This window comes from Burkholderia aenigmatica (assembly GCF_048627025.1).
Lineage (GTDB): Bacteria > Pseudomonadota > Gammaproteobacteria > Burkholderiales > Burkholderiaceae > Burkholderia > Burkholderia aenigmatica.
This window is the reverse complement of the sequence record NZ_CP184468.1, coordinates 616,621-635,994: the sequence shown is the minus strand read 5'-3', so window position 1 is coordinate 635,994 and position 19,374 is coordinate 616,621. Positions and strand designations below refer to the sequence as shown.

The window sequence follows — 19,374 nt, the reverse complement described above, 5'->3', positions numbered from 1 at the left end:
GAGGGTGGCCGATACCGTCCGTCGCGCGCCAGCGCGTGACCGTGAACGTGACCGTCAAGCAGCCTCGTCCGCGAAATCGATCAGCACCTTCATCGCGCGCTGCCGGTCGCCGGCCAGCTCGAATGCGAGGTTCGCGTCGCGCATCGGGAACACGCGCGTGACGGCCGGCCGCAAGTCGACGCGCCCCGCGTTGATCAGCTGCACCGCGAGCGCGAATTCCGCGTGGAAGCGGAACGATCCGCAGATCGACAACTCCTTCGCGACCACGACGTTCTGCGGCAGGCTGACGTCGCCGCCGAGCCCGAGCTGCACGACGACCCCGCGCGGACGCATCACGTCCAGCCCGTCGCGCAGCGCACGCGCATTGCCCGAACACTCGATCATCACGTCGAACGTGCCCTTGTCGGCGCCGTAACGCTCGACCCATCCGGTATCGACCGCCGCATTGATCGTGCGGTCGGCGCCGAGCGCGCTCGCCACTTCGAGCGGCGCCTCGACGACGTCGGTCGCGACGATCTCCGCCGCGCCATGCACGCGCGCCGCCGCGACCGCCAGCACGCCGATCGGCCCGCAGCCCGACACGAGCACGCGCTTGCCGATCAGCGGGCCCGCGCGCGACACCGCATGCAGCCCGACCGCGAACGGTTCGGCAAGCGCCGCGAGCGACAGCGGCACGTGATCGGCGACCTTCACGCACTGCACGGCATCGCACACGAGCGCGTTGCGGAACGCGCCCTGCACGTGCGGCATCCGCATCGCGCTGCCGTAGAAGCGCATGTCGAGACACTGGTTCGGCAGCCCCTCGAGGCAGTAGCGGCACGCGCCGCACGGCCGGCTCGGATTGACCGCGACGCGATCGCCGACCTTCACCGACGTCACGTCCGGCGCGACTTCCGCGACCGTGCCGGCCACCTCGTGGCCGAGCACCATCGGCTGCTGCAGCCGGATCGCACCGAAGCCGCCGTGCCGGAAGTAATGAAGATCGGAGCCGCAGATGCCGCCCATCGCGACATCGACGCGCACCTGGCCCGGGCCGATCTCGCCCGGATCCTGCTCTTCCACCCGCAGGTCGTTCGGCCCGTGGATCACGACGCACATGCAACGCATACGCATGACAGCCTCCTCAGGCGACCGGCGTGACAAGCGGCGCGCCGGCGAAGTGCGCGGCGAGGTTGTCGCGCACGAGCCAGCCCATCGACTGGCGCGTCTCGATCGTACCGCTCGCATGGTGCGGCTGCAGCAGCACGTTCGGCAACGCGAGGAAACGCGGGTCGATGTGCGGTTCGTTCCAGAACACGTCGAGCGCGGCACCGGCGATCGCGCCGCGCTCGAGCGCGTCGAGCAGCGCCGGTTCGTCCACGGTCGTGCCGCGCGACACGTTCACCAGATAGCCTTGCGGCCCGAGCGCGTCGAGCACGGCGGCATCGACGAGGTGGCGCGTCGTCGGCCCGCCCGCGAGCGTGACGATCAGCAGGTCGCACCAGCCAGCCAGCTCCGCAAGGTCGCCGAAGAAGCGGTGCGGGCTGTCCTCGCGCGGCGCGACGTCGAAGTAGCCGAGCTCGACGTCGAAGCCCGACAGCCGGCGCGCGAGCGTCGAGCCGATCCTGCCGAAGCCGACCACGCCGACGCGCTTGCCGTAAAGCCGCGTGACGAGCGGCATGTCGCCGTCGCGCCATGCGCCGGAACGCACGTACGCGTCGCCCGCGCCGATGCGGCGCATCATCGCGAGCGCGAGCCCGACGCCGAGGTCGGCCACGTCGCCGGTCAGCACGTCGGGCGTGTTCGTCACGCGGATGCCACGTGCGCGCGCGGCGGCGAGATCGATCGCATCGGTGCCGACGCCATAGCAGGAGATGATCTCGAGCTTCGGCAGCGCGGCGATCAGCTCGGCATTCGCGCCGAGGTCGCCGCGCGTCGCGATCGCGCGCACGCCGGCGCCGTGTTCGGCGAGGAACGCCGCGCGGTCGGTGGCTTCCCACAGCCGGTGAACGTTATAGCCGGCCAGCCATGCGTCGTCCCACGGCTGGTAAGGGCCCGTCATCAGCAGTTCGGGCCGCTGGGTCGATTCGTGCGCCATCTGCGCTTGCTCCTGTCGAGGTAAGTTGAATGCGAAAGCGTGCCGGGCCGCGTCAGCCGCCCGGCGCGTTCATGCGTGCCGCGCGAGCGCATCGGCGTCCGGTGCCGGCGCCGCCTGCGCCGCGTCGAGCGGATCGTCGAGATCGCGGTTCAGCGTTTCCGGCATCCGCGATGTCGTAAACAGCGTGATCAGCGTCAGCAGCACCAGATAGGCGGCGATCGGCACCCAGGCGCGCACGCCGGCCATGTGGTCGCCGCCGTGCAGCGCGATCACGGTCGCGATGATCGTCGCGCCGACCAGCGGTGCGATCCCGCCCGCGAGCACGGCCGACACTTCGCGCGAGAACGACACGCCCATGTAGCGATGGCGCGAGCCGAACAGTTCGGGCAGCAGCGCGGCCTGCGCGCCGAGCATCCCCCAGTTCGCGAAGCCCTGCGCGACCGAGATCGCGATCACGCTCGCGACCACGTTCCCCTGGCTGAAGATCCACCACACCGGGAACGCGAGCGCGAGTTGCAGCCACGCGAACGTGCGATACACGCGCACACGGCCGAAGCGGTCGCTCAAGTGCCCCGCCAGCGGCACCGTGCACGCGCCGACGGTCGCCGCGCACACCAGCGCCAGCGCGCCGATCGGCCCCTTCATTCCGATCACGCCGGCGAGATAGCTGACGGCGAGTGCCTGGTAGATCGACGAGCCGCCGTTCTCGGCCATCCGCAGGCCGATACCGATCAGCAGCGAGCGCTTCGAATGCTGCACGGCGCTCTTCAGCGGATTCGCCACGACCTGCGCACGCTTCTCGAGCCGCACGAAGGTCGGCGACTCGTGCAACCGCACGCGCATGTAGATCCCGACCGCGACGATCACCGCGCTGAACAGGAACGGCACGCGCCAGCCCCAGCCGTCGGTGACGCGATCGATGTTCGCGAGCAGCAGGAAATAGACGGCCGCCGCGAGCACCGTGCCGAGCTGGATGCCGAGGAACGGCAGCGACGCATAGAAGCCGCGCTTGCCCGGCGGCGCATATTCGGTCATCAGGACGGCAGCGCCGGCCTGTTCCGCACCGGCACCGAGGCCCTGCAGGATGCGCAGCAGGATCAGCAGCGCGGGCGCCCAGTAGCCGGCCGTCGCGAAGGTCGGCAGCACGCCGATCAGCGTGCTCGCGATGCCCATCAGCAGCACCGTCGCGGTCAGTACGAACTTGCGGCCGATCCGGTCGCCGAGCACGCCGAACACGACGCCGCCGAGCGGGCGCACCGCGAAGCCGACGAAGTAGGTGCCGAAGCTCGCGATCAGCCGCATCTCGGCGGTCTGCGCGGGAAAGAACAGCGGCCCGAACACCAGTGCCGACGCGAGCGTGTACAACGCGAAATCGTAGTATTCGAGCGCGCTGCCGAGCGAGCAGGTCCATGCCGCGCGGTTGAGCTGCTTCGTGTCGACGCCGCGGCGCTCGACGGTGTCGCCCGGCGTGCCGGACCCTGCATCGTGCCGCGCGGGCGGCGGGGAAATGCGATCCATCGTTGTCTCCTGTCTCCTGCCTTCCGTTCCGGAACCCGGCGCCATCGCGCCGGGACATCGGCCCGCTCGTATGGCGGGCTCTTCTGGGAATTCGGATGCCGGCGCGAGCCGGCGCAACGGTGCTGCGCTCACGGCGCAAGCACCGTCGCTCAAACGGCGCTGGTCAGCCCGCCGTCGACGAACAGCGTCTGGCCGTTCACGAAATCGGATGCGGCCGACGCGAGGAAGATCGCCGCGCCGCACAGCTCGTCGACGCGCCCCCAGCGGCCGGCCGGCGTGCGCTTGCACAGCCAGTCCGAGAACGCCGCGTCGTCGACCAGCGCGCGATTCAGTTCGGTTTCGAAATAGCCGGGTGCAAGGCCGTTCGCCTGGATGCCGTGGCGCGCCCAGTCGGCGCACATCCCTTTCGTCAACATCCGCACCGCGCCCTTGGTCGCCGCATACGGCGCGATCGTCGGCCGCGCGAGCTCGCTCTGCACCGAGCAGATGTTGATGATCTTCCCGCGGCCGCGCGCGATCATGTGCCGCGCGACGGCCTGCGCGACGTTGAACACGCCGTCGAGGTTCACGCGCATCAGCGCATGCCAGTCGTCCGGTTCGAATGCGTCGAGCGGCGCGCGGCGCTGGATGCCCGCGTTGTTCACGAGGATGTCGATCGCGCCGATGCGCGCCTCGAAATCGTCGATCGCCGCCCGTACCTGCGCGTGCTCGGCGACGTCGAACACCGCGTAGTCAGCCGTGAAGCCTTCTTCGCGCAGGTGCCGGACGAGCGTCGCGGCCTTGTCCTCATTGCGATCGTTGATGACGATCGCCGCCCCTGCTTCGGCTAGCCCACGGGCGAGCGTCAGCCCGATCCCGCGACCGGAACCCGTGATCAGTGCGCGGCGGCCGTCGAGGCGGAACCGGTCAAGCGCGTTGGTCATGTGTGTCTCCTCGTGCCAGTCGAGCCGGCGGCCCATCGCGGCCGGTCTCGCGTTGACGGTATCTTCGGCCGCCGGCCGGGCGCCGCGCCAATGGTCTTTTTTGATCCGGTTATCATGAAATCTGATTACCACTCTCGCCTGCCCGCCGCCCATGGAACTCAAGCAATTGCGCGCCTTCGTCACGCTCGCGGAAGAGCTGCATTTCGGGCGCGCCGCGCAGCGCCTGTTCATCGTGCAGCCCGCGCTGAGCATGCAGATCAAGGCGCTCGAGGAAGAGCTCGGCGCGCGCCTGTTCGAGCGCGACCGGCACAAGGTCGAACTGAGCGATACGGGGCGCGTGTTCCTGCCCGAGGCGCGCGCCACGCTGCAGCAGGCCGCGCGTGCGGAACAGATGGCTCGGCTGTCGAGCCGCGGCGAGATCGGCACGCTGCGGATCGCGTTCGTGTCGTCGGTGCTGCCCGTGCTGCTGCCGGCCGTGCTGCGCACGATGCGCGAGCGCTATCCGCTGATCGCGCTCGAACTGAAGGACCTGCCGACGCCCGACCAGATCGCCGCGCTGCGCGACCGGCGGATCGATTTCGGGATGATCCGGCTGCCGGCCGCGTATGCGGGCATCGACACGCGCGTGGTGCTCGAGGAAGGCTTCGTCGTCGCGCTGCCGCTCGACCATCCGCTCGCCGCGCACGATGCGATCTCGCCGGCCGCGCTGCGCGGCCAGCCCGCGTTCGTGCTCGCGCGCCGCTACGCGCCGGGCTTTCACGACGACATGCTGCTCGCGCTGAGCCGCGCGGGCACGACGCTCGAGATCGCGCAGGAGTTCGGGGAATTCACGACGATGCTCGCGCTCGTCGCGGCGGGGATGGGAATCGGGCTGATTCCGGCGGAAGCCGCCAGCGCGCTGCCGCCGAACGTGCTCTCGCGGCCGCTCGACCTGGCCGGGCACCGCACCGGCATCGGCCTCGCATGGACCGACCTCGACAGCCCGCTGAAGCGCGCGTTCGTCGCCGCGCTCGAGCAGGTGACGGCCGCTTCAAGCAATAACGGCGGGCAATAACGACAGGCAATAAAAAAGCCCGGCCGGAAAACCGGGCCGGGCTCGTTCGCTACGCAGGCCGCCTTGCGGCGGCCGCGTAACGTGCGGGATTACTTCGCGTTCGCGAATGCGACAGCCGTATCCAGCATGCGGTTCGAGAAACCCCACTCGTTGTCGTACCAGCTCGACACCTTGACGAGGCGGCCCGACACCTTGGTCAGCGTCGAGTCGAACGTCGACGAAGCCGGGTTGTGGTTGAAGTCGATCGACACCAGCGGTGCGGTGTTGTAGCCGAGGATGCCCTTCAGCGCGCCTTCCGATGCTTCCTTCATGATCGCGTTGACTTCCTCGACCGTCGTGTCGCGCTTCGCGATGAACGACAGGTCGACGATCGACACGTTGATCGTCGGGACGCGAATCGCGTAGCCGTCGAGCTTGCCGTTCAGTTCCGGCAGCACCAGGCCGACCGCCGAAGCAGCACCCGTCTTGGCCGGGATCTGGCTGTGCGTGGCCGAACGCGCGCGGCGCAGGTCTTCGTGATAGACGTCCGTCAGCACCTGGTCGTTGGTGTAAGCGTGGATCGTCGTCATCAGGCCGGTTTCGAGGCCGATCTTGTCGTGCAGCGGCTTGACGAGCGGCGCGAGGCAGTTCGTCGTGCACGATGCGTTCGAGATCACGGTGTGCTCGGCCTTCAGCACGTCGTGGTTCACGCCGTAGACGATCGTGGCGTCGACGTCCTTGCCGCCCGGCGCCGAGATGATCACCTTCTTGGCACCGCCCTTCAGGTGCGCGCTCGCCTTTTCCTTGGTCGTGAAGAAGCCCGTGCACTCCATCACGATGTCGACACCGAGCTCACCCCACGGCAGTTCGGCCGGGTTGCGGTTGGCCAGCACGCGAATCCGGTCGCCGTTGACGATGAGGTAATCGCCGTCGACCGACACTTCGCCCGGGAACTTGCCGTGCGCGGTGTCGTACTGGGTCAGGTGCGCGTTGGTCTTCGCATCGCCGAGGTCGTTGATCGCGACGATCTCGATGTCATGCTTCTTGCCGTTCTCGTAGAACGCGCGCAGCGTGTTGCGGCCGATACGGCCGTAGCCGTTGATTGCGACGCGAATCGTCATGGTCTATCTCCTGATGGCTGAAAAAATTCGTTTCGTGCAGCTTCACGGTGCGACGCGCGCGAGGGGTGGCGCGCGTCGCGTATGTCTTTAGGCCAGCACGGCCTTGGCCGTCTCGACGACGTGCTCGACGGTGAAGCCGAAGTGCTTGAACAGCACGCCGGCCGGCGCCGATTCGCCGAACGTGTCGATCCCGACGACGCCGCCTTCCAGGCCGACGTACTTGTGCCAGAAGGCGGTCACGCCGGCTTCGATCGCGACGCGGCGCACGCCGTGCGGCAGCACGCGTTCGCGGTATTCGGCGTCCTGGCGGTCGAACACGTTGGTCGACGGAATCGACACGACGCGGGCCGCGATGCCCTGCTGCGCGAGCGGTGCGACGGCCTTCATCGCGAGTTCGACTTCCGAGCCCGTCGCGATCAGGATGATCTTGCGCGCGACGATCTCTTCGTCCCAGTCCTTCAGCACGTAGCCGCCCTTCTCGATGTTTGCGATCTGCGCATCGGTACGCGGGTTGAAGGCGAGGTTCTGGCGGCTGAAGATCAGGCTCGACGGACGGTCGGCTGCGATCGCGTGGGTCCACGCGACGGCCGTCTCGACCGTGTCGGCCGGACGCCACACGTCGTGGTTCGGGATCAGGCGCAGGCTCGACACGTGCTCGATCGACTGGTGCGTCGGGCCGTCTTCGCCGAGGCCGATCGAATCGTGCGTGAACACGAAGATCGACGGCACCTTCATCAGCGCGGCGACGCGCAGCGCGTTGCGGCTGTAGTCGGAGAACGTCAGGAACGTGCCGCCGAACGGCTTGTGGCCGCCATGCAGCGCGAGGCCGTTGATCGCGGCGCTCATGCCGAATTCGCGCACGCCGTAGTTGATGTGGTTGCCCAGCTGGACGCCCGGGCCTTCCGGATTCGCACGGACGGCCTTCGACGCCTTCCAGTTGGTCAGGTTCGAGCCGGTCAGGTCGGCCGAGCCGCCGAGCAGTTCGGGCAGCGCGGCAGCCAGGCCTTCGATCGCCTGCTGCGACGCCTTGCGGGTCGCTACCGTCTCGGCGCGCTCGTTCGCGCCGGCGATGATCGCGGCAGCCTTCTGCGCCCAGTCGGCCGGCAGCTGGTTGACCATCCGGCGCTCGAATTCAGCGGCTTCTGCCGGGAACTTGGCGCGATAGGCAGCGAACGTCGCATCCCATTCGGTTTCGGCGCGCTTGCCGGCTTCCTTCGCATCCCATGCCGCATAGACTTCCTGCGGAATCTCGAACGGTGCCCAGGTCCAGCCGAGCGCTTCGCGCGTCTTCGCGATTTCTTCCGCGCCGAGCGCCGCGCCGTGCACGTCGTGGCCGCCGGCCTTGGTCGCCGCGCCCTGGCCGATCACCGTCTTGCAGCAGATCAGCGTCGGCTTGTCCGACAGCTTCGCCTTCGCGATGGCCGCGTCGACCGCGTCGACGTCGTGGCCGTTCACGTTCGGGATCACGTTCCAGCCGTAGGCTTCGAAACGCTTCGGGGTATCGTCGTGGAACCAGTTCACGACGTCGCCGTCGATCGAGATGCCGTTGTCGTCGTACAGCGCGATCAGCTTGTTCAGCTTCAGCGTGCCGGCGAACGAGCAGGCTTCGTGCGAGATGCCTTCCATCAGGCAGCCGTCGCCGAGGAACACGTACGTGTGGTGATCGACGATCTTCGCGCCATCACGGTTGAACTCGTCGGCCATCAGCGCTTCGCCGAGCGCCATGCCGACCGCGTTCGCGAGACCCTGGCCGAGCGGGCCGGTGGTCGTCTCGACGCCCGGCGTGATGCCGTATTCCGGGTGGCCCGGCGTCTTCGAGTGCAGCTGGCGGAAGTTCTTCAGCTCTTCCATCGGCAGGTCGTAGCCGGTCAGGTGCAGCAGCGAGTACAGCAGCATCGAGCCATGGCCGTTCGACAGCACGAAGCGGTCGCGGTCCGCCCAGTGCGGGTTCGTCGGGTTGTGCTTCAGATGGCGCGACCAGAGCGCGACGCCGATTTCGGCCATGCCCATCGGCATGCCGGGGTGGCCGGAGTTCGCTTGCTGGACGGCGTCCATCGCGAGCGCACGGATCGCGTTGGCCATCAGGGTGGTGGAGGCGGGAGACGAAGTCGTCATGTCGAGTCCGGAGAACGAGTCGAGGAAACGGGGGCACGGCGGCATCCGGAAGCTCGAGCGTCAATCGTTCCCGGCGCGCGGTGCGGCGCCTGACGGACGCGAAGCGGACGGAGCCTACGGACGGGGCTGCAAAGCTCGTCATTTTAACAGATGGGCTGACATTTCCCTTGTCTATGCACAGTGTTCCGGCACGGTTTTCCGTCAAACTGCCCGCCTCCTATAATTCAGACGTCGGAACTGCCAGCCCTGAGCCGCCCGCCCGTGAGCACGACACTTCTCTTCCACCCTACGCCCGACGCCGCCTACGGCTTCCCGAACGCCCGGCGGCTCGCGCGCGTCGCGTCCCCGCACCAGCAGATCGAAGTCTGGGAAACCCCGCAGCTCGGCCGACTGTTTACGCTGGACGGCCGTCCGATGACGTCAGTCGGCGACGAGTACGTCTATCACGAGTGCATGACGCACCCGGCCGCGCTCGCGCACCCGTCACCGCGCCGGGCGCTCGTGCTCGGCGGCGGCGACGGCGGCGCGGCGCGCCAGCTGCTCAAGCATGCGTGCATCGAGCGGATCGTGATCGCGGAACTCGACGACGAGGTGGTCGGGATGGCGCGCCGTTATCTCGACGACGTGCACCAGGGTGCGCTCGACGATCCGCGCGTCGAGGTCGTGATCGGCGACGCCGCGCATTTCGTCGAGTCGACCGTCGAGCATTTCGATCTCGTCGTGTTCGACCTCACGCCGCCCGATTCGCCGGCGGCCGGCCTCTATACGCGCGCGTTCTACGCACGGCTCAAGCGGATCCTGACGCCGTGCGGTGCAATCTCGATGCACCTCGGCTCGCCGGTGTTCCACGCGGCGCGCATCGCCGCGCTGCTCGACGACCTGCGTGCGTGCTTCGCGGTCGTCGATCCGTTGTCCGCGCACGTGCCGCTGTACGGCTCGCAGTGGCTGATGGCGATCGCGAGCGACACGCTCGACGCGGCCGCGCTGTTCGCCCACGACATCGACGAACGGCTCGCCGCCCGTCGCGTCCAGGGCTTGCGCTACTACGACGCGCGGCTGCATGCGTCCCTGTTTGCCCTGCCGTGCGCGCTGCGCGATACACTGGGCGTTCGCCGCTGAACGTCCGGGCGGCCGCCTCGCTTCCGTTTTCCATCGCGTCTTCGCAGGATTCGTGATGCATCGCACCGGGGCGGAACGCCCCGGACGCCGCGCCGCCCCCTGAACGAACGCCGACGCATGGAGTCAGAGCACGTGCCGAAGCGCCCCCACAGGAGATTTTCATGACCGATCCACGTCCGGCCAACGTGCCTTGGTTGACGCCCTACCTGGCCGTACGCAACGCGCGCGCGGCCATCGATTTCTTCCAGGCCGCATTCGGCTTCGAGCTGCGCGACGTGCACGACGAGGACGGCGCGATCATGCACGTCGAGATGGCCTACCGCGGCCAGCTGATCGTGATGTTCGCGCCCGAGGGCGCGTTCGGCTCGACCGCGCTCACGCCGAAGAGCGCAAACGCCATCGCGCCGCAATCGTTCTATCTGTATGTCGACGACGTCGACGCCACCTGGCAGTGCGCGCTCGACGCGGGCGCGAAATCGCTGAGTGCGCCGCAGGATCAGTTCTGGGGCGACCGGTTCGCGCAGATCGAGGATCTCGACGGCTACCGATGGGCGCTCGGGCGCCGTCTCGACGCATGACCCACACCGCTACACGCATGAACGAAGCCACCACCACCGCGGCCGTGCCGCGCTTTTTCGTCGACGCGGCACTGCGCGCCGACGCCACGCTCGCGTTGCCGGCCGATGTCGCGCGCCACGCGCAGGTGCTGCGCCTGCAGCCCGGCGACGTGCTCGCGCTGTTCGACGGCACCGGCGGCCAGTACCGCGCGCGGCTCGTCGAGATCGACAAGCGCAGCGCACTCGCGCAGATCGACACGTTCGACCCGGCCGAAGCCGAGCCGCCCTACCGCGTGACGCTCGCGCAAGGCATCGCCGGCGGCGACAAGATGGACTGGGTGATCGAGAAGGCCGTCGAGCTCGGCGTGGCGGCGGTCGTGCCGCTGTCGACCGCGCGCGGCGTCGTGAAGCTCACCGGCGAACGCGCGGACAAGCGCGTCGCGCACTGGCACGGCGTCGTGCGCGCGTCGTGCGAGCAATGCGGGCGCAACCGCGTGCCCGACGTCGCGCAGGTCGCCGGCTTCCACGCGTGGCTCGATACGCTGCCGGCCGCACCGGCCGACGGCGAGCTGCGGCTGCTGCTGTCGCCACGCGCGAGCATCCCGTTCGCGTCGCTGCCCGACGCGCCGCCGGCCGCAACCGTCACGCTGCTGATCGGGCCGGAAGGCGGGCTGTCGCCCGACGAGGAAAACGCGGCGCGCGCTCGTGGGTTCACCGCGCTGTCGCTTGGGCCCCGCGTGCTGCGCACCGAGACGGCCGGTGCGGCCGTGCTCGCCGCGCTCGCCGCGCGCTGGGGCGGGTGGTGATGGCTATGCGCGGCCGGGCACGCGCCGCGGCATGCCGTCGACGCACCGCGCCGACCCTCAGCGCGCCGCGCTCAACGGCTCGATATCGATGACGGGAGAAGCCTGGAGCGCCGACGCCAGCGCATCGAGGTTGTCCGCGTCGAGCGCGAGCGCCGGTGCGAAGAACCGCAGCCTCGGGGCCGGCGGCGTCGCCCGGATCGCCTTGATCAGCGGGCCGCGATAGCGCAGGTTCATCATCATCTGGGCCGTCTGCACGATGGTGATCGGCCGGCCGTCATGCTGAAACGTGGCGGCATCCACCGTGTCGTTCCAGCCCTGGATGAAGCCGCCGGCGTCGATCCGCGTGTTCAGGTCGATCCAACGCTGCTTCTTCGCGTCCGCGCCGTCGCCCGATGCCTGCAGCGCCTCGGATGCACGGCTCACGTCGGCATCGTGCTTCGCCCGCCATGCCATGTAGCCGAGCGCGAACACCATGTTGTCCGGCAGGATGTCGTCGTCCTGCACCACGTCGAACAGGCGCCGCGGCGCCTGGTTCGCGACGAACGCCGGCGTCAGGATCCACACGCTCCCGTTGCGCAACGCGCCGGTCGTCCTGCCGAGCGCGGCGTCGCCGCTGTCGACCGCGATGCGCGTCAACAGGCCGGCCTCGACCAGTTCGTCCAGTTGCGTCGCCAGTGCCGGCGACGCGTGAATCGCGCCGGCCACCGCTGCATACTGGCCGGGCGTCGAGCGCGTGCGCAGATCGGCAAGCAGCCGTTCGACGGCGACATGCGCCGCCGGCGACGCCGGTATCGAATCCGGTTCGGTCGCGCCGGCGTCCGCAACAACCGCACCGCCAATCGAAACAACGGCGGCGGCAACCAACAGCCCTCGCGTGAAGATCTTCATCGTTCGCTCTCCGTTCACACGCCCGGTGCGCCGGCGACGCGCGCCGACCGCCGGGATGCCATCGCTTACTGATCGGCTTCGCCGCCCGATTTGCTGATCGGGTCGAGCAACGCGTCGACCAGCGGCGACAGCACGTCACCCGGGGAACCCGTGAGCCAGCCCGTTTCGTTCGTGCCGTAGAGGTCGAGCTGCCCCGTCACCGTGCGGCTCATCGGCGCGTCGTCATAGACTTTCGCGATGCCCGTGAAATACGCCGTGATGAAGGTCGCCAGGGCCTTGTTGGTTTTCAGGCGCGGATTGCCGAGCTTCTCTTTCAGCGCGTTCACGCCGGGCTCGACGTCCACGACGCGGCACGAAAAATCGACCGTCGCGATCGACTGACCCTCGACGTATTCGTTGGGCTTCTGCGTCGAACCGGTGGCCTTGCATTCGGAACGGGCCAGCCCCTGCTGATACGACGTGATCGACGCGCTGATCGGCCCGCGCAAGGCGGAACGGGACTTGGGCGGCATTCTCGCCAGCAAGCCGGTGACCAGGCGCTCGTGCATCGTGTCGCCGAGCTTCGAGACGGCCGCCACGTCGAGCGCGTCCTTGCCGTCGAAGCGCGTGCGCATCGCATCGTTGAACTGCGCCGCCTTCGCGACGTCGCCGTTGACGAAGGCACCGAGATACAGGTCGGTGGTCTGCTCGGGCGTCAGCACCGCCGCATGCGCGGCACCGGCCACGACGAGCATGGACAGCACGGCCGCGCGGGTGGCACGGAACAACGGAAGACGCGCGCCGCGGCGCGCATGAAGGGAAAGGTTCATCGGTCGGGTCATGAAGGGTTCGAATCGCTCTGGCCGGCGTGGCGGCCTCATTGCTGGCTGGCGGCGACCGCCGCGACAACGGGGCCGGACAGCGCGTCGACGACGGGCTTCAGCAGGCTTTCGGGGCTGTCGGTCGTCCAGCCCTTGCTGTCCGAACCGACCATCTCCACCTGCCCCGTGATGCGCCGGGTAACCCGTGCGTCGTTGAACGCGCGCGCCACGCTGATGAACCCCGTCCGGGCCGCCGCGAAGCGCTGCTGATCGGTCTTCGCGTCCTTGCCGGCCGTCATGACCGCGTCGCTCGGTGGCGTGACGTCGGCCACCTTGCATTCGAAACTGACCGTGGCGAGTTCCTGCCCCTTCCCGCCTGCACGCGGCGTGCGCTTCGCACCGGTGGCCTTGCACTGCGAGCGCCGCAACGCGCCGGTGTACGCGACCAGCATCGAGTCGAGCGACGGCGCCAGCGCCTCGCGCCCGGCATCCGACATCGACGCCATCACCTGCCCAAGCATCTGTTCGCGCATCTCGCTGTACATGTCGGCCGGCAGCAGCATGTTCTTGGCATCCTTCGGATCGGCGGTCGCGCTTACCGTGGCGTTGAATTGCTCGACCTTGGCCGCGTCGTTGTTGACGATCGCGCCCAGATAAATGTCGAGGGTCTGTTCGGGGGTGAGCGACGCGGCCTGCGCGGCCAGCGGGATGCCGAGCGACAGGGCGCACGCGGCCAGCGCGTGCACGAGCGGGCGGCGCACGCGCGCGCGCGCCGCGAATCGGGTAGCGATCATGGGAAAACGGCCCTCTCTCGAATGATTGGTGTTGTACGCCCGGCGCGGTGGCCGCGGCCGGGCTGACCGATTGTCGCGGAAAAAGGTGTGCGATGAAAGGTTTTTGTCGGGCCAGATGCCGTGCGCGCGACACGCGCGGACGCAAAAAAGCCCGCTCGAAGCGGGCTCGTTTTTTGACGGGGTTGCGCCGGATCGGCCGCTGGCCGACGCGCGCTTACGCGAACGAGTAGAACACGCGGAACGCGACCTTGCGCTCGGCCCAGAATTCGGCCGCCTCGCGGAACACGTCGAGCAGCGTCTCGCGCCCTTCCTTGTCGAACTTCTGGGCGATCGGCAGCCCCTCGAGAACGATCACGAAACCGGGCTGCGTGCCAGCCTTCGCGACGAGGTCGGTCAGGGAGTCGTACAGCGCGTCGTAGTTCTTCCCGAAATGCTTCGGGAACAGGAACGACGTCGCGATCGTTTCCATCACTTCCTGCTTCGACTGCGCGGCGCCGCAATACGCATACAGGAAATGCTGGCCGAGCCGGCCGGCTTCGTCGGCGAGATCCTGCACGCGGAACGCGCGGATCGACTGCACGAGATTGGGTCGCACGGTCGTGAAAAGGCTCATAGGCTCCTCGTTCGATGAAAGCCCGGGCTCGGCTTCCTGTTGCTCCGGCGTGCCGCCAGCCTGCGCCGCCGCGTGCAGTTGGATCACGCGCTGAAACAGATTGCCGTCGCCGGCTGCGAACAGTTCCGCCGCCGCCGTTTCGTGCGCGTAGATGGAGTCGCTCATGCCATTCGTCCCGAAGTCATTCAACAATACGTTTAAAACTGTTGTAGTGGTCGCCCGTGTAATAACAGTTGTCGATCCGACGCAATGGCCCGCCACAGACGATCCGGCGCGCGCCGCGATTGCGGGCACGCGGCGTCGGTACCGTGTACTCATGGTAGTAGCCGCGCTTCGCTTTTGGCAGGATCCGCTCGCGGTTGCCAAACACGACGCCGTCTTTCTCGTACGGATAGGGGCCGCCGGCGCCGATCAGGCCCAGCGTGGTCACGGCCTCGCGCGGAAGACTGGCGGTCGGAATCGTATCGAGCCCGCTCGCCACCACATCGGCCGGTACGGCCTGCCGTGCGTAAGCGGCGGAAACCAGACTGCCCGTCGGCGTGCCGACGATACCCATCGCGAACATCGCGAAGACGGACGCGAGCGCGCCGTTGCGGAGCCACTTGCGTGCCATGAACCAGGGTTCCCGCTGTTAAATCAAGTAGTTGACGACCAACAAAGGCGTTAGCGTAGCGTTATTGGCCGCGCGAATCAATGTCCGTTTGGGAATCGAAAGCGTCGTGATACCCAGAATTGCGCATTTTTTACCGAAATCACACTACATTTATCTTACATAGGATAAAATGCGACCGGCATCTCTGGCGTGGCGAGACTCTGCCTCCTTGCCGCGCCTGCTACGTTGAGTGGAGAGAGGTGCTGATGTTGCTTGAGGGAAGCGCGTTTGCGCCCTACCCGCGGCGTGCCCATTGCGGGCACGCCTCTTTTTTGCTTTTGTTTACAATTTCGCCCGACGCGCCACGCCGGCTCGACCGGCCTGGCGCGTTCGTTTTGGCTCAGCGCGTGGCGTTCACGTCGGCGACCAGCAGCGCCGCCATGTTGACGATGCGGCGAACGGTCGCCGATTCGGTCAGCACGTGCACCGGCTGCGCCGCGCCCAGCAGGATCGGCCCGATCGCGATGTTGTTGCCCGCGGCCGTCTTCAGCAGGTTGTACGCGATGTTCGCGGCGTCGATGTTCGGCAGGATCAGCAGGTTCGCTTCGCCTTCCAGCGTCGACTCGGGCAGGATTTCCTTGCGCAGCGCCGCGTCGAGCGCGACGTCGCCGTGCATCTCGCCGTCGACCTTCAGCTCCGGTGCACGTTCCTGCAGGATCGCGAGCGTATCGCGCATCTTCTTCGCCGAAGGTGCGTTGCTCGTGCCGAAATTCGAGTGCGACAGCAGCGCGACCTTCGGCTCGATGCCGAAGCGGCGCACTTCTTCCGCGGCCATGATCGTGATCTCGGCCAGCTCTTCCGGGGTCGGATCGACGTTCACGTGCGTGTCGACCAGGAAAATCTGGCGGCCCGGCAGCACGAGGCCGTTCATCGCCGCGTACACGCTGCAGCCCGGGCGCTTGCCGATCACCTGGTCGATGAAGTGCAGGTGACGGTGCGTGGTGCTGATCGTGCCGCAGATCATCCCGTCCGCTTCGCCCTTCTTCACCAGCATCGAGCCGATCAGCGTCGTGCGGCGGCGCATCTCGACGCGCGCGAGCTGCTCGCTGATGCCCTTGCGCGCCATCATCTTGTAGTACGTCTGCCAGAAGTCGCGGTAGCGCTCGTCGTGCTCGGTGTTGACGACCGTGAAATCCGTGCCCGGCGTCAGGCGCAGGCCGTAGCGCTGGATACGGTGCTCGATCACCGACGGGCGGCCGATCAGGATCGGCTTCGCGAGTTTTTCGTCGACGATGATCTGAACGGCGCGCAACACGCGCTCTTCTTCGCCTTCCGCGAACACAACGCGCTTCTTCTCTTCCGGCGCGGCGCGCGCGATCTGGAAGATCGGCTTCATCGTCGTGCCGCTGTGATACACGAACTGCTGCAGATGGACGCGATATGCCTCCATGTCCTCGATCGCGCGCGTCGCGACGCCGCCGTCCATCGCGGCCTGCGCGACGGCCGGTGCGATCTTCACGATCAGGCGCGGATCGAACGGCTTCGGAATCAGGTATTCGGGCCCGAACGACAGGTCCTGGATGCCGTACGCGGTCGCGACGATGTCGCTCTGCTCGTGCTGCGCGAGTTCGGCGATCGCGTTGACGGCCGCGATCTCCATTTCACGCGTGATCGTCGTCGCGCCGACGTCGAGCGCGCCGCGGAAGATGAACGGGAAGCACAGGACGTTGTTGACCTGGTTCGGGTAATCGGTACGGCCCGTGGCCAGCACCGCGTCCGGACGCACTTCGAGCGCGAGTTCCGGCAGGATTTCCGGCGTCGGGTTCGCGAGCGCGAGGATCAGCGGGCGCTCCGCCATGCCCTTCACCATCTCCTGCTTCAGCACGCCGGCGGCCGACAGGCCGAGGAAAATGTCCGCGCCGTCGATCACTTCGGCCAGCGTCCGCGCGTCGGTTTCGCGGGCGAAGCGCTCCTTGTCCGGATCCATCAGCTCGGTGCGGCCCTTGTAGACCACGCCGGCCAGGTCGGTCACCGTGATGTTCTCGAGCGGCAGGCCGATGTCGACCAGCAGGTCGAGACACGCGAGCGCGGCCGCCCCTGCGCCGGACGCGACGAGCTTGACCTTCTTGATGTCCTTGTTGACGACCTTCAGCCCGTTCGTGACGGCCGCGGCCACGACGATCGCGGTGCCGTGCTGGTCGTCGTGGAACACCGGGATCTTCATCCGCTTGCGCGCTTCGCGCTCGACGATGAAGCAGTCAGGCGCCTTGATGTCTTCCAGGTTGATCCCGCCGAAGGTCGGCTCCAGCGCGGCGATCACGTCGACGAGCTTGTGCGGGTCCGACTCGTTCAGCTCGATGTCGAACACGTCGATGCCCGCGAACTTCTTGAACAGCACGGCCTTGCCTTCCATCACCGGCTTCGACGCGAGCGGCCCGATGTTGCCGAGACCGAGCACCGCCGTGCCGTTCGTGACGACGCCGACCAGGTTGCTGCGCGCGGTGAAGCGTGCCGCGTTCAGCGGATTCTCGACGATCTCCTCGCACGCGTACGCCACACCCGGCGAGTACGCGAGCGCGAGATCGCGCTGGTTGATCATCTGCTTGGTCGGGGCGATCGCGATTTTCCCGGGGGTCGGGAATTCGTGATAGTCGAGCGCGGCTTCGCGGAGCTTGGCTTTGGAGGAGGCTTGGGTAGACATGTGTCTCTTGGCGGGCGGATTAGAATGACTCTTCGACGGCATTGTAGCGCCAATCATCGGCCGCCAAACCGGCGATTCGGGTGCAACAGCCGCGACAAAAATGGGCAGAACGGTGCAGGAACGCCGCCGTTCGCCTCGTACAATGCCGTTCCTTCAATCGTTTCGGATCCGCCCGCCGTGCCAGCCGCCCTCTCCGAGTTTTCGCTGATCGAACGCTTCTTCACGCGCCGCGCCGCGCAGGGCGCACGTGCGTCGACGCTCGGCATCGGCGACGATTGCGCATTGATCACGCCCCGATCCGGGAAATTGCTGGCCATTTCGACGGACATGCTGGTGGAAGGCCGCCACTTCTTCCCCGACGTCGCGCCCGACGCGCTCGGCCACAAGACGCTCGCGGTCAACCTGTCCGACCTCGCCGCCATGGGCGCCGAACCGCGTGCCTTCACGCTCGCGTGCGCACTGCCGCGTGCCGACGCGGCGTGGCTGGAAGCGTTCAGCAACGGGCTGTTCGCGCTCGCCGAGCGGTACGGCTGCGAGCTGATCGGCGGCGACACGACGAGCGGCCCGCTGAACCTGTGCGTGACCGTATTCGGAGAAGTCGCGCCCGATGCGGCGCTGCGTCGCGACGCCGCGCGCGATGGCGACGACGTCTGGGTGTCCGGCACGCTCGGCGATGCGCGCGCGGGGCTCGGCGTCGCCCGCGGCGAATGGACGGCCGGCGCGAACGAAGCGGCCGCATTCCGGCAGGCGCTCGAGCGCCCGGAACCGCGCATCGCGCTCGGCCTCGCGCTCGCGGGCGTCGCGCACGCGGCGCTCGACATCTCGGACGGCCTCGCCGGCGACCTGCAGCACATCCTGACGCGCTCGAACGTGCGTGCCGAGATCGACGCCGACGCGGTGCCGCGCTCGGCCGCGCTCGCGACGCTGCCGCCCGACGTACAGCGACGCTGCACGCTCGCCGGCGGCGACGACTACGAGCTGTGCTTTACCGCGCCCGCCGCGGCCCGCGCAGCGGTCGAGGCGGCCGGCGCGAAGGCCGGTGTGGCGGTCACGCGAATCGGTACAATACGCGGCTTGTCCGCGCCGTCGGAGCGGCCCGCGATCGCGTGGCGCGACGCCGCCGGCGCGCCCCTGGCTCTCACGTTGCACGGTTTCGACCACTTCCATGCAGACTGACCCGACGCCCGCACCGCAGGCGACCGAGCCCGGCGCCGCGCCGCGCCCGACCGCGCGCTTCATGCTGTCGCATCCGGCGCATATCGTGTCGCTCGGCTTCGGCAGCGGGCTCGCGCCGCTGATGCCCGGCACGTTCGGCTCGCTGTTCGGCTGGCTCACGTTCGTCGTGCTCAACCGCTATCTGACGGTGCCCGAATGGTGGGCGCTGATCGCGGTCGGCTTCGTGGCCGGCACATGGCTCACCGGTTTCACCGCGAAGAAGATGGGGTCGTCCGATCCGGGCGCCGTCGTCTGGGACGAGATCGTCGCGATCTGGCTCGTGATGCTGTTCGTCACGCCCGCGACCTTCGTCGGCCAGCTGTGGGCGTTCGTCGCGTTCCGCTTCTTCGACATGCTCAAGCCGCCGCCGATCCGCTATTTCGACCGCCGCCTGAAAGGCGGGCTCGGCATCATGGTCGACGACCTGGTTGCCGCGTTCATGACGCTGCTCGTGATCGCCCTGTGGCGCTCCGTCGTCGGCTGACCGATTTCCCGACTCCCG

The 19,374-nt window shown here is 68.0% G+C and carries 18 protein-coding genes; 6 read left to right on the top strand and 12 right to left on the bottom strand.

The genetic code is table 11. The features are described from left to right. Positions 1-54: 54 nt before the first annotated feature. From ACN8ZM_RS03060 to ACN8ZM_RS03045, 4 genes are all read right to left on the bottom strand, one after another. The gene (locus ACN8ZM_RS03060) at positions 55-1,113 is read right to left on the bottom strand and encodes an L-idonate 5-dehydrogenase (protein ID WP_175021577.1); all 1,059 of its coding nucleotides are present in this window, start codon (positions 1,111-1,113) and stop codon (positions 55-57) included. A 10-nt stretch (positions 1,114-1,123) separates the two neighbouring features. Next, entirely contained in the window at positions 1,124-2,077 is a 954-nt protein-coding gene (locus ACN8ZM_RS03055; protein WP_043191286.1) for a 2-hydroxyacid dehydrogenase, read from the bottom strand. 69 nt (positions 2,078-2,146) lie between these two features. After that, the gene (locus tag ACN8ZM_RS03050; RefSeq protein WP_420210532.1) at positions 2,147-3,595 is read right to left on the bottom strand and encodes an MFS transporter; all 1,449 of its coding nucleotides are present in this window, start codon (positions 3,593-3,595) and stop codon (positions 2,147-2,149) included. 149 nt (positions 3,596-3,744) lie between these two features. After that, positions 3,745-4,518, bottom strand: a complete 774-nt coding sequence (locus tag ACN8ZM_RS03045; RefSeq protein ID WP_089450653.1) for an SDR family NAD(P)-dependent oxidoreductase — start codon at positions 4,516-4,518, stop codon at positions 3,745-3,747. Positions 4,519-4,669: 151 nt separating this feature from the next. Between ACN8ZM_RS03045 and ACN8ZM_RS03040 the strand changes: the two genes are divergently transcribed. Then, positions 4,670-5,572: a LysR substrate-binding domain-containing protein gene (locus ACN8ZM_RS03040; protein WP_175021575.1), complete on the top strand. Its 903-nt coding sequence runs from the start codon at positions 4,670-4,672 to the stop codon at positions 5,570-5,572. Between the two features lie 89 nt (positions 5,573-5,661). Here the strand turns inward: ACN8ZM_RS03040 and gap are convergent, their stop codons facing one another. Beyond that, positions 5,662-6,672 (bottom strand): type I glyceraldehyde-3-phosphate dehydrogenase, encoded by a 1,011-nt coding sequence (gap, locus tag ACN8ZM_RS03035; protein WP_011350914.1) that lies wholly within the window; start codon positions 6,670-6,672, stop codon positions 5,662-5,664. An 87-nt stretch (positions 6,673-6,759) separates the two neighbouring features. Next, a complete protein-coding gene (tkt, locus tag ACN8ZM_RS03030) occupies positions 6,760-8,832 on the bottom strand; it encodes a transketolase (protein WP_420210531.1) in 2,073 nt (690 codons plus the stop codon). A gap of 216 nt (positions 8,833-9,048) precedes the next feature. On the opposite strand from tkt, the gene speE reads away from it, so the two are divergent. The 3 genes from speE to ACN8ZM_RS03015 all read left to right on the top strand — a co-directional run bounded on the left by speE (position 9,049) and on the right by ACN8ZM_RS03015 (position 11,269). Beyond that, positions 9,049-9,906, top strand: coding sequence for a polyamine aminopropyltransferase (speE, locus tag ACN8ZM_RS03025; RefSeq protein WP_043191302.1), 858 nt, complete (start codon positions 9,049-9,051; stop codon positions 9,904-9,906). Between the two features lie 161 nt (positions 9,907-10,067). Then, on the top strand, positions 10,068-10,484 hold the full coding sequence (locus ACN8ZM_RS03020; protein WP_420210530.1) for a VOC family protein: 417 nt from the start codon (positions 10,068-10,070) through the stop codon (positions 10,482-10,484). 17 nt (positions 10,485-10,501) lie between these two features. Further along, on the top strand, positions 10,502-11,269 hold the full coding sequence (locus ACN8ZM_RS03015) for a 16S rRNA (uracil(1498)-N(3))-methyltransferase (RefSeq protein WP_420210529.1): 768 nt from the start codon (positions 10,502-10,504) through the stop codon (positions 11,267-11,269). A gap of 57 nt (positions 11,270-11,326) precedes the next feature. On the opposite strand, the gene ACN8ZM_RS03010 is transcribed toward ACN8ZM_RS03015, so the two are convergent. The 6 genes from ACN8ZM_RS03010 to ACN8ZM_RS02985 all read right to left on the bottom strand — a co-directional run bounded on the left by ACN8ZM_RS03010 (position 11,327) and on the right by ACN8ZM_RS02985 (position 17,699). Then, complete coding sequence (locus ACN8ZM_RS03010) at positions 11,327-12,157, bottom strand: hypothetical protein (protein ID WP_420210528.1); 831 nt, start codon at positions 12,155-12,157, stop codon at positions 11,327-11,329. Between the two features lie 65 nt (positions 12,158-12,222). Beyond that, on the bottom strand, positions 12,223-12,966 hold the full coding sequence (locus tag ACN8ZM_RS03005) for a hypothetical protein (RefSeq protein ID WP_205824906.1): 744 nt from the start codon (positions 12,964-12,966) through the stop codon (positions 12,223-12,225). Positions 12,967-13,013: 47 nt separating this feature from the next. Continuing rightward, entirely contained in the window at positions 13,014-13,751 is a 738-nt protein-coding gene (locus ACN8ZM_RS03000) for a hypothetical protein (RefSeq protein WP_420210527.1), read from the bottom strand. A 214-nt stretch (positions 13,752-13,965) separates the two neighbouring features. Continuing rightward, positions 13,966-14,529 carry a barstar family protein gene (locus tag ACN8ZM_RS02995; protein WP_043191315.1) on the bottom strand — a complete coding sequence of 188 codons (564 nt, stop codon included), beginning with the start codon at positions 14,527-14,529 and terminating at the stop codon, positions 13,966-13,968. Between the two features lie 16 nt (positions 14,530-14,545). Continuing rightward, on the bottom strand, positions 14,546-14,977 hold the full coding sequence (locus ACN8ZM_RS02990) for a ribonuclease domain-containing protein (RefSeq protein WP_043191316.1): 432 nt from the start codon (positions 14,975-14,977) through the stop codon (positions 14,546-14,548). A 379-nt stretch (positions 14,978-15,356) separates the two neighbouring features. Next, positions 15,357-17,699, bottom strand: a complete 2,343-nt coding sequence (locus ACN8ZM_RS02985; protein WP_280523541.1) for an NADP-dependent malic enzyme — start codon at positions 17,697-17,699, stop codon at positions 15,357-15,359. A 135-nt stretch (positions 17,700-17,834) separates the two neighbouring features. Here ACN8ZM_RS02985 and thiL point away from each other — a divergent pair, with 135 nt between their 5' ends. Both thiL and ACN8ZM_RS02975 read left to right on the top strand, forming a co-directional pair. After that, positions 17,835-18,833, top strand: coding sequence for a thiamine-phosphate kinase (thiL, locus tag ACN8ZM_RS02980; protein WP_089449883.1), 999 nt, complete (start codon positions 17,835-17,837; stop codon positions 18,831-18,833). After that, positions 18,823-19,356: a phosphatidylglycerophosphatase A gene (locus ACN8ZM_RS02975; protein ID WP_043191323.1), complete on the top strand. Its 534-nt coding sequence runs from the start codon at positions 18,823-18,825 to the stop codon at positions 19,354-19,356. Before thiL ends, ACN8ZM_RS02975 begins: the two co-directional genes overlap by 11 nt. The last annotated feature ends 18 nt before the right edge of the window (positions 19,357-19,374 follow it).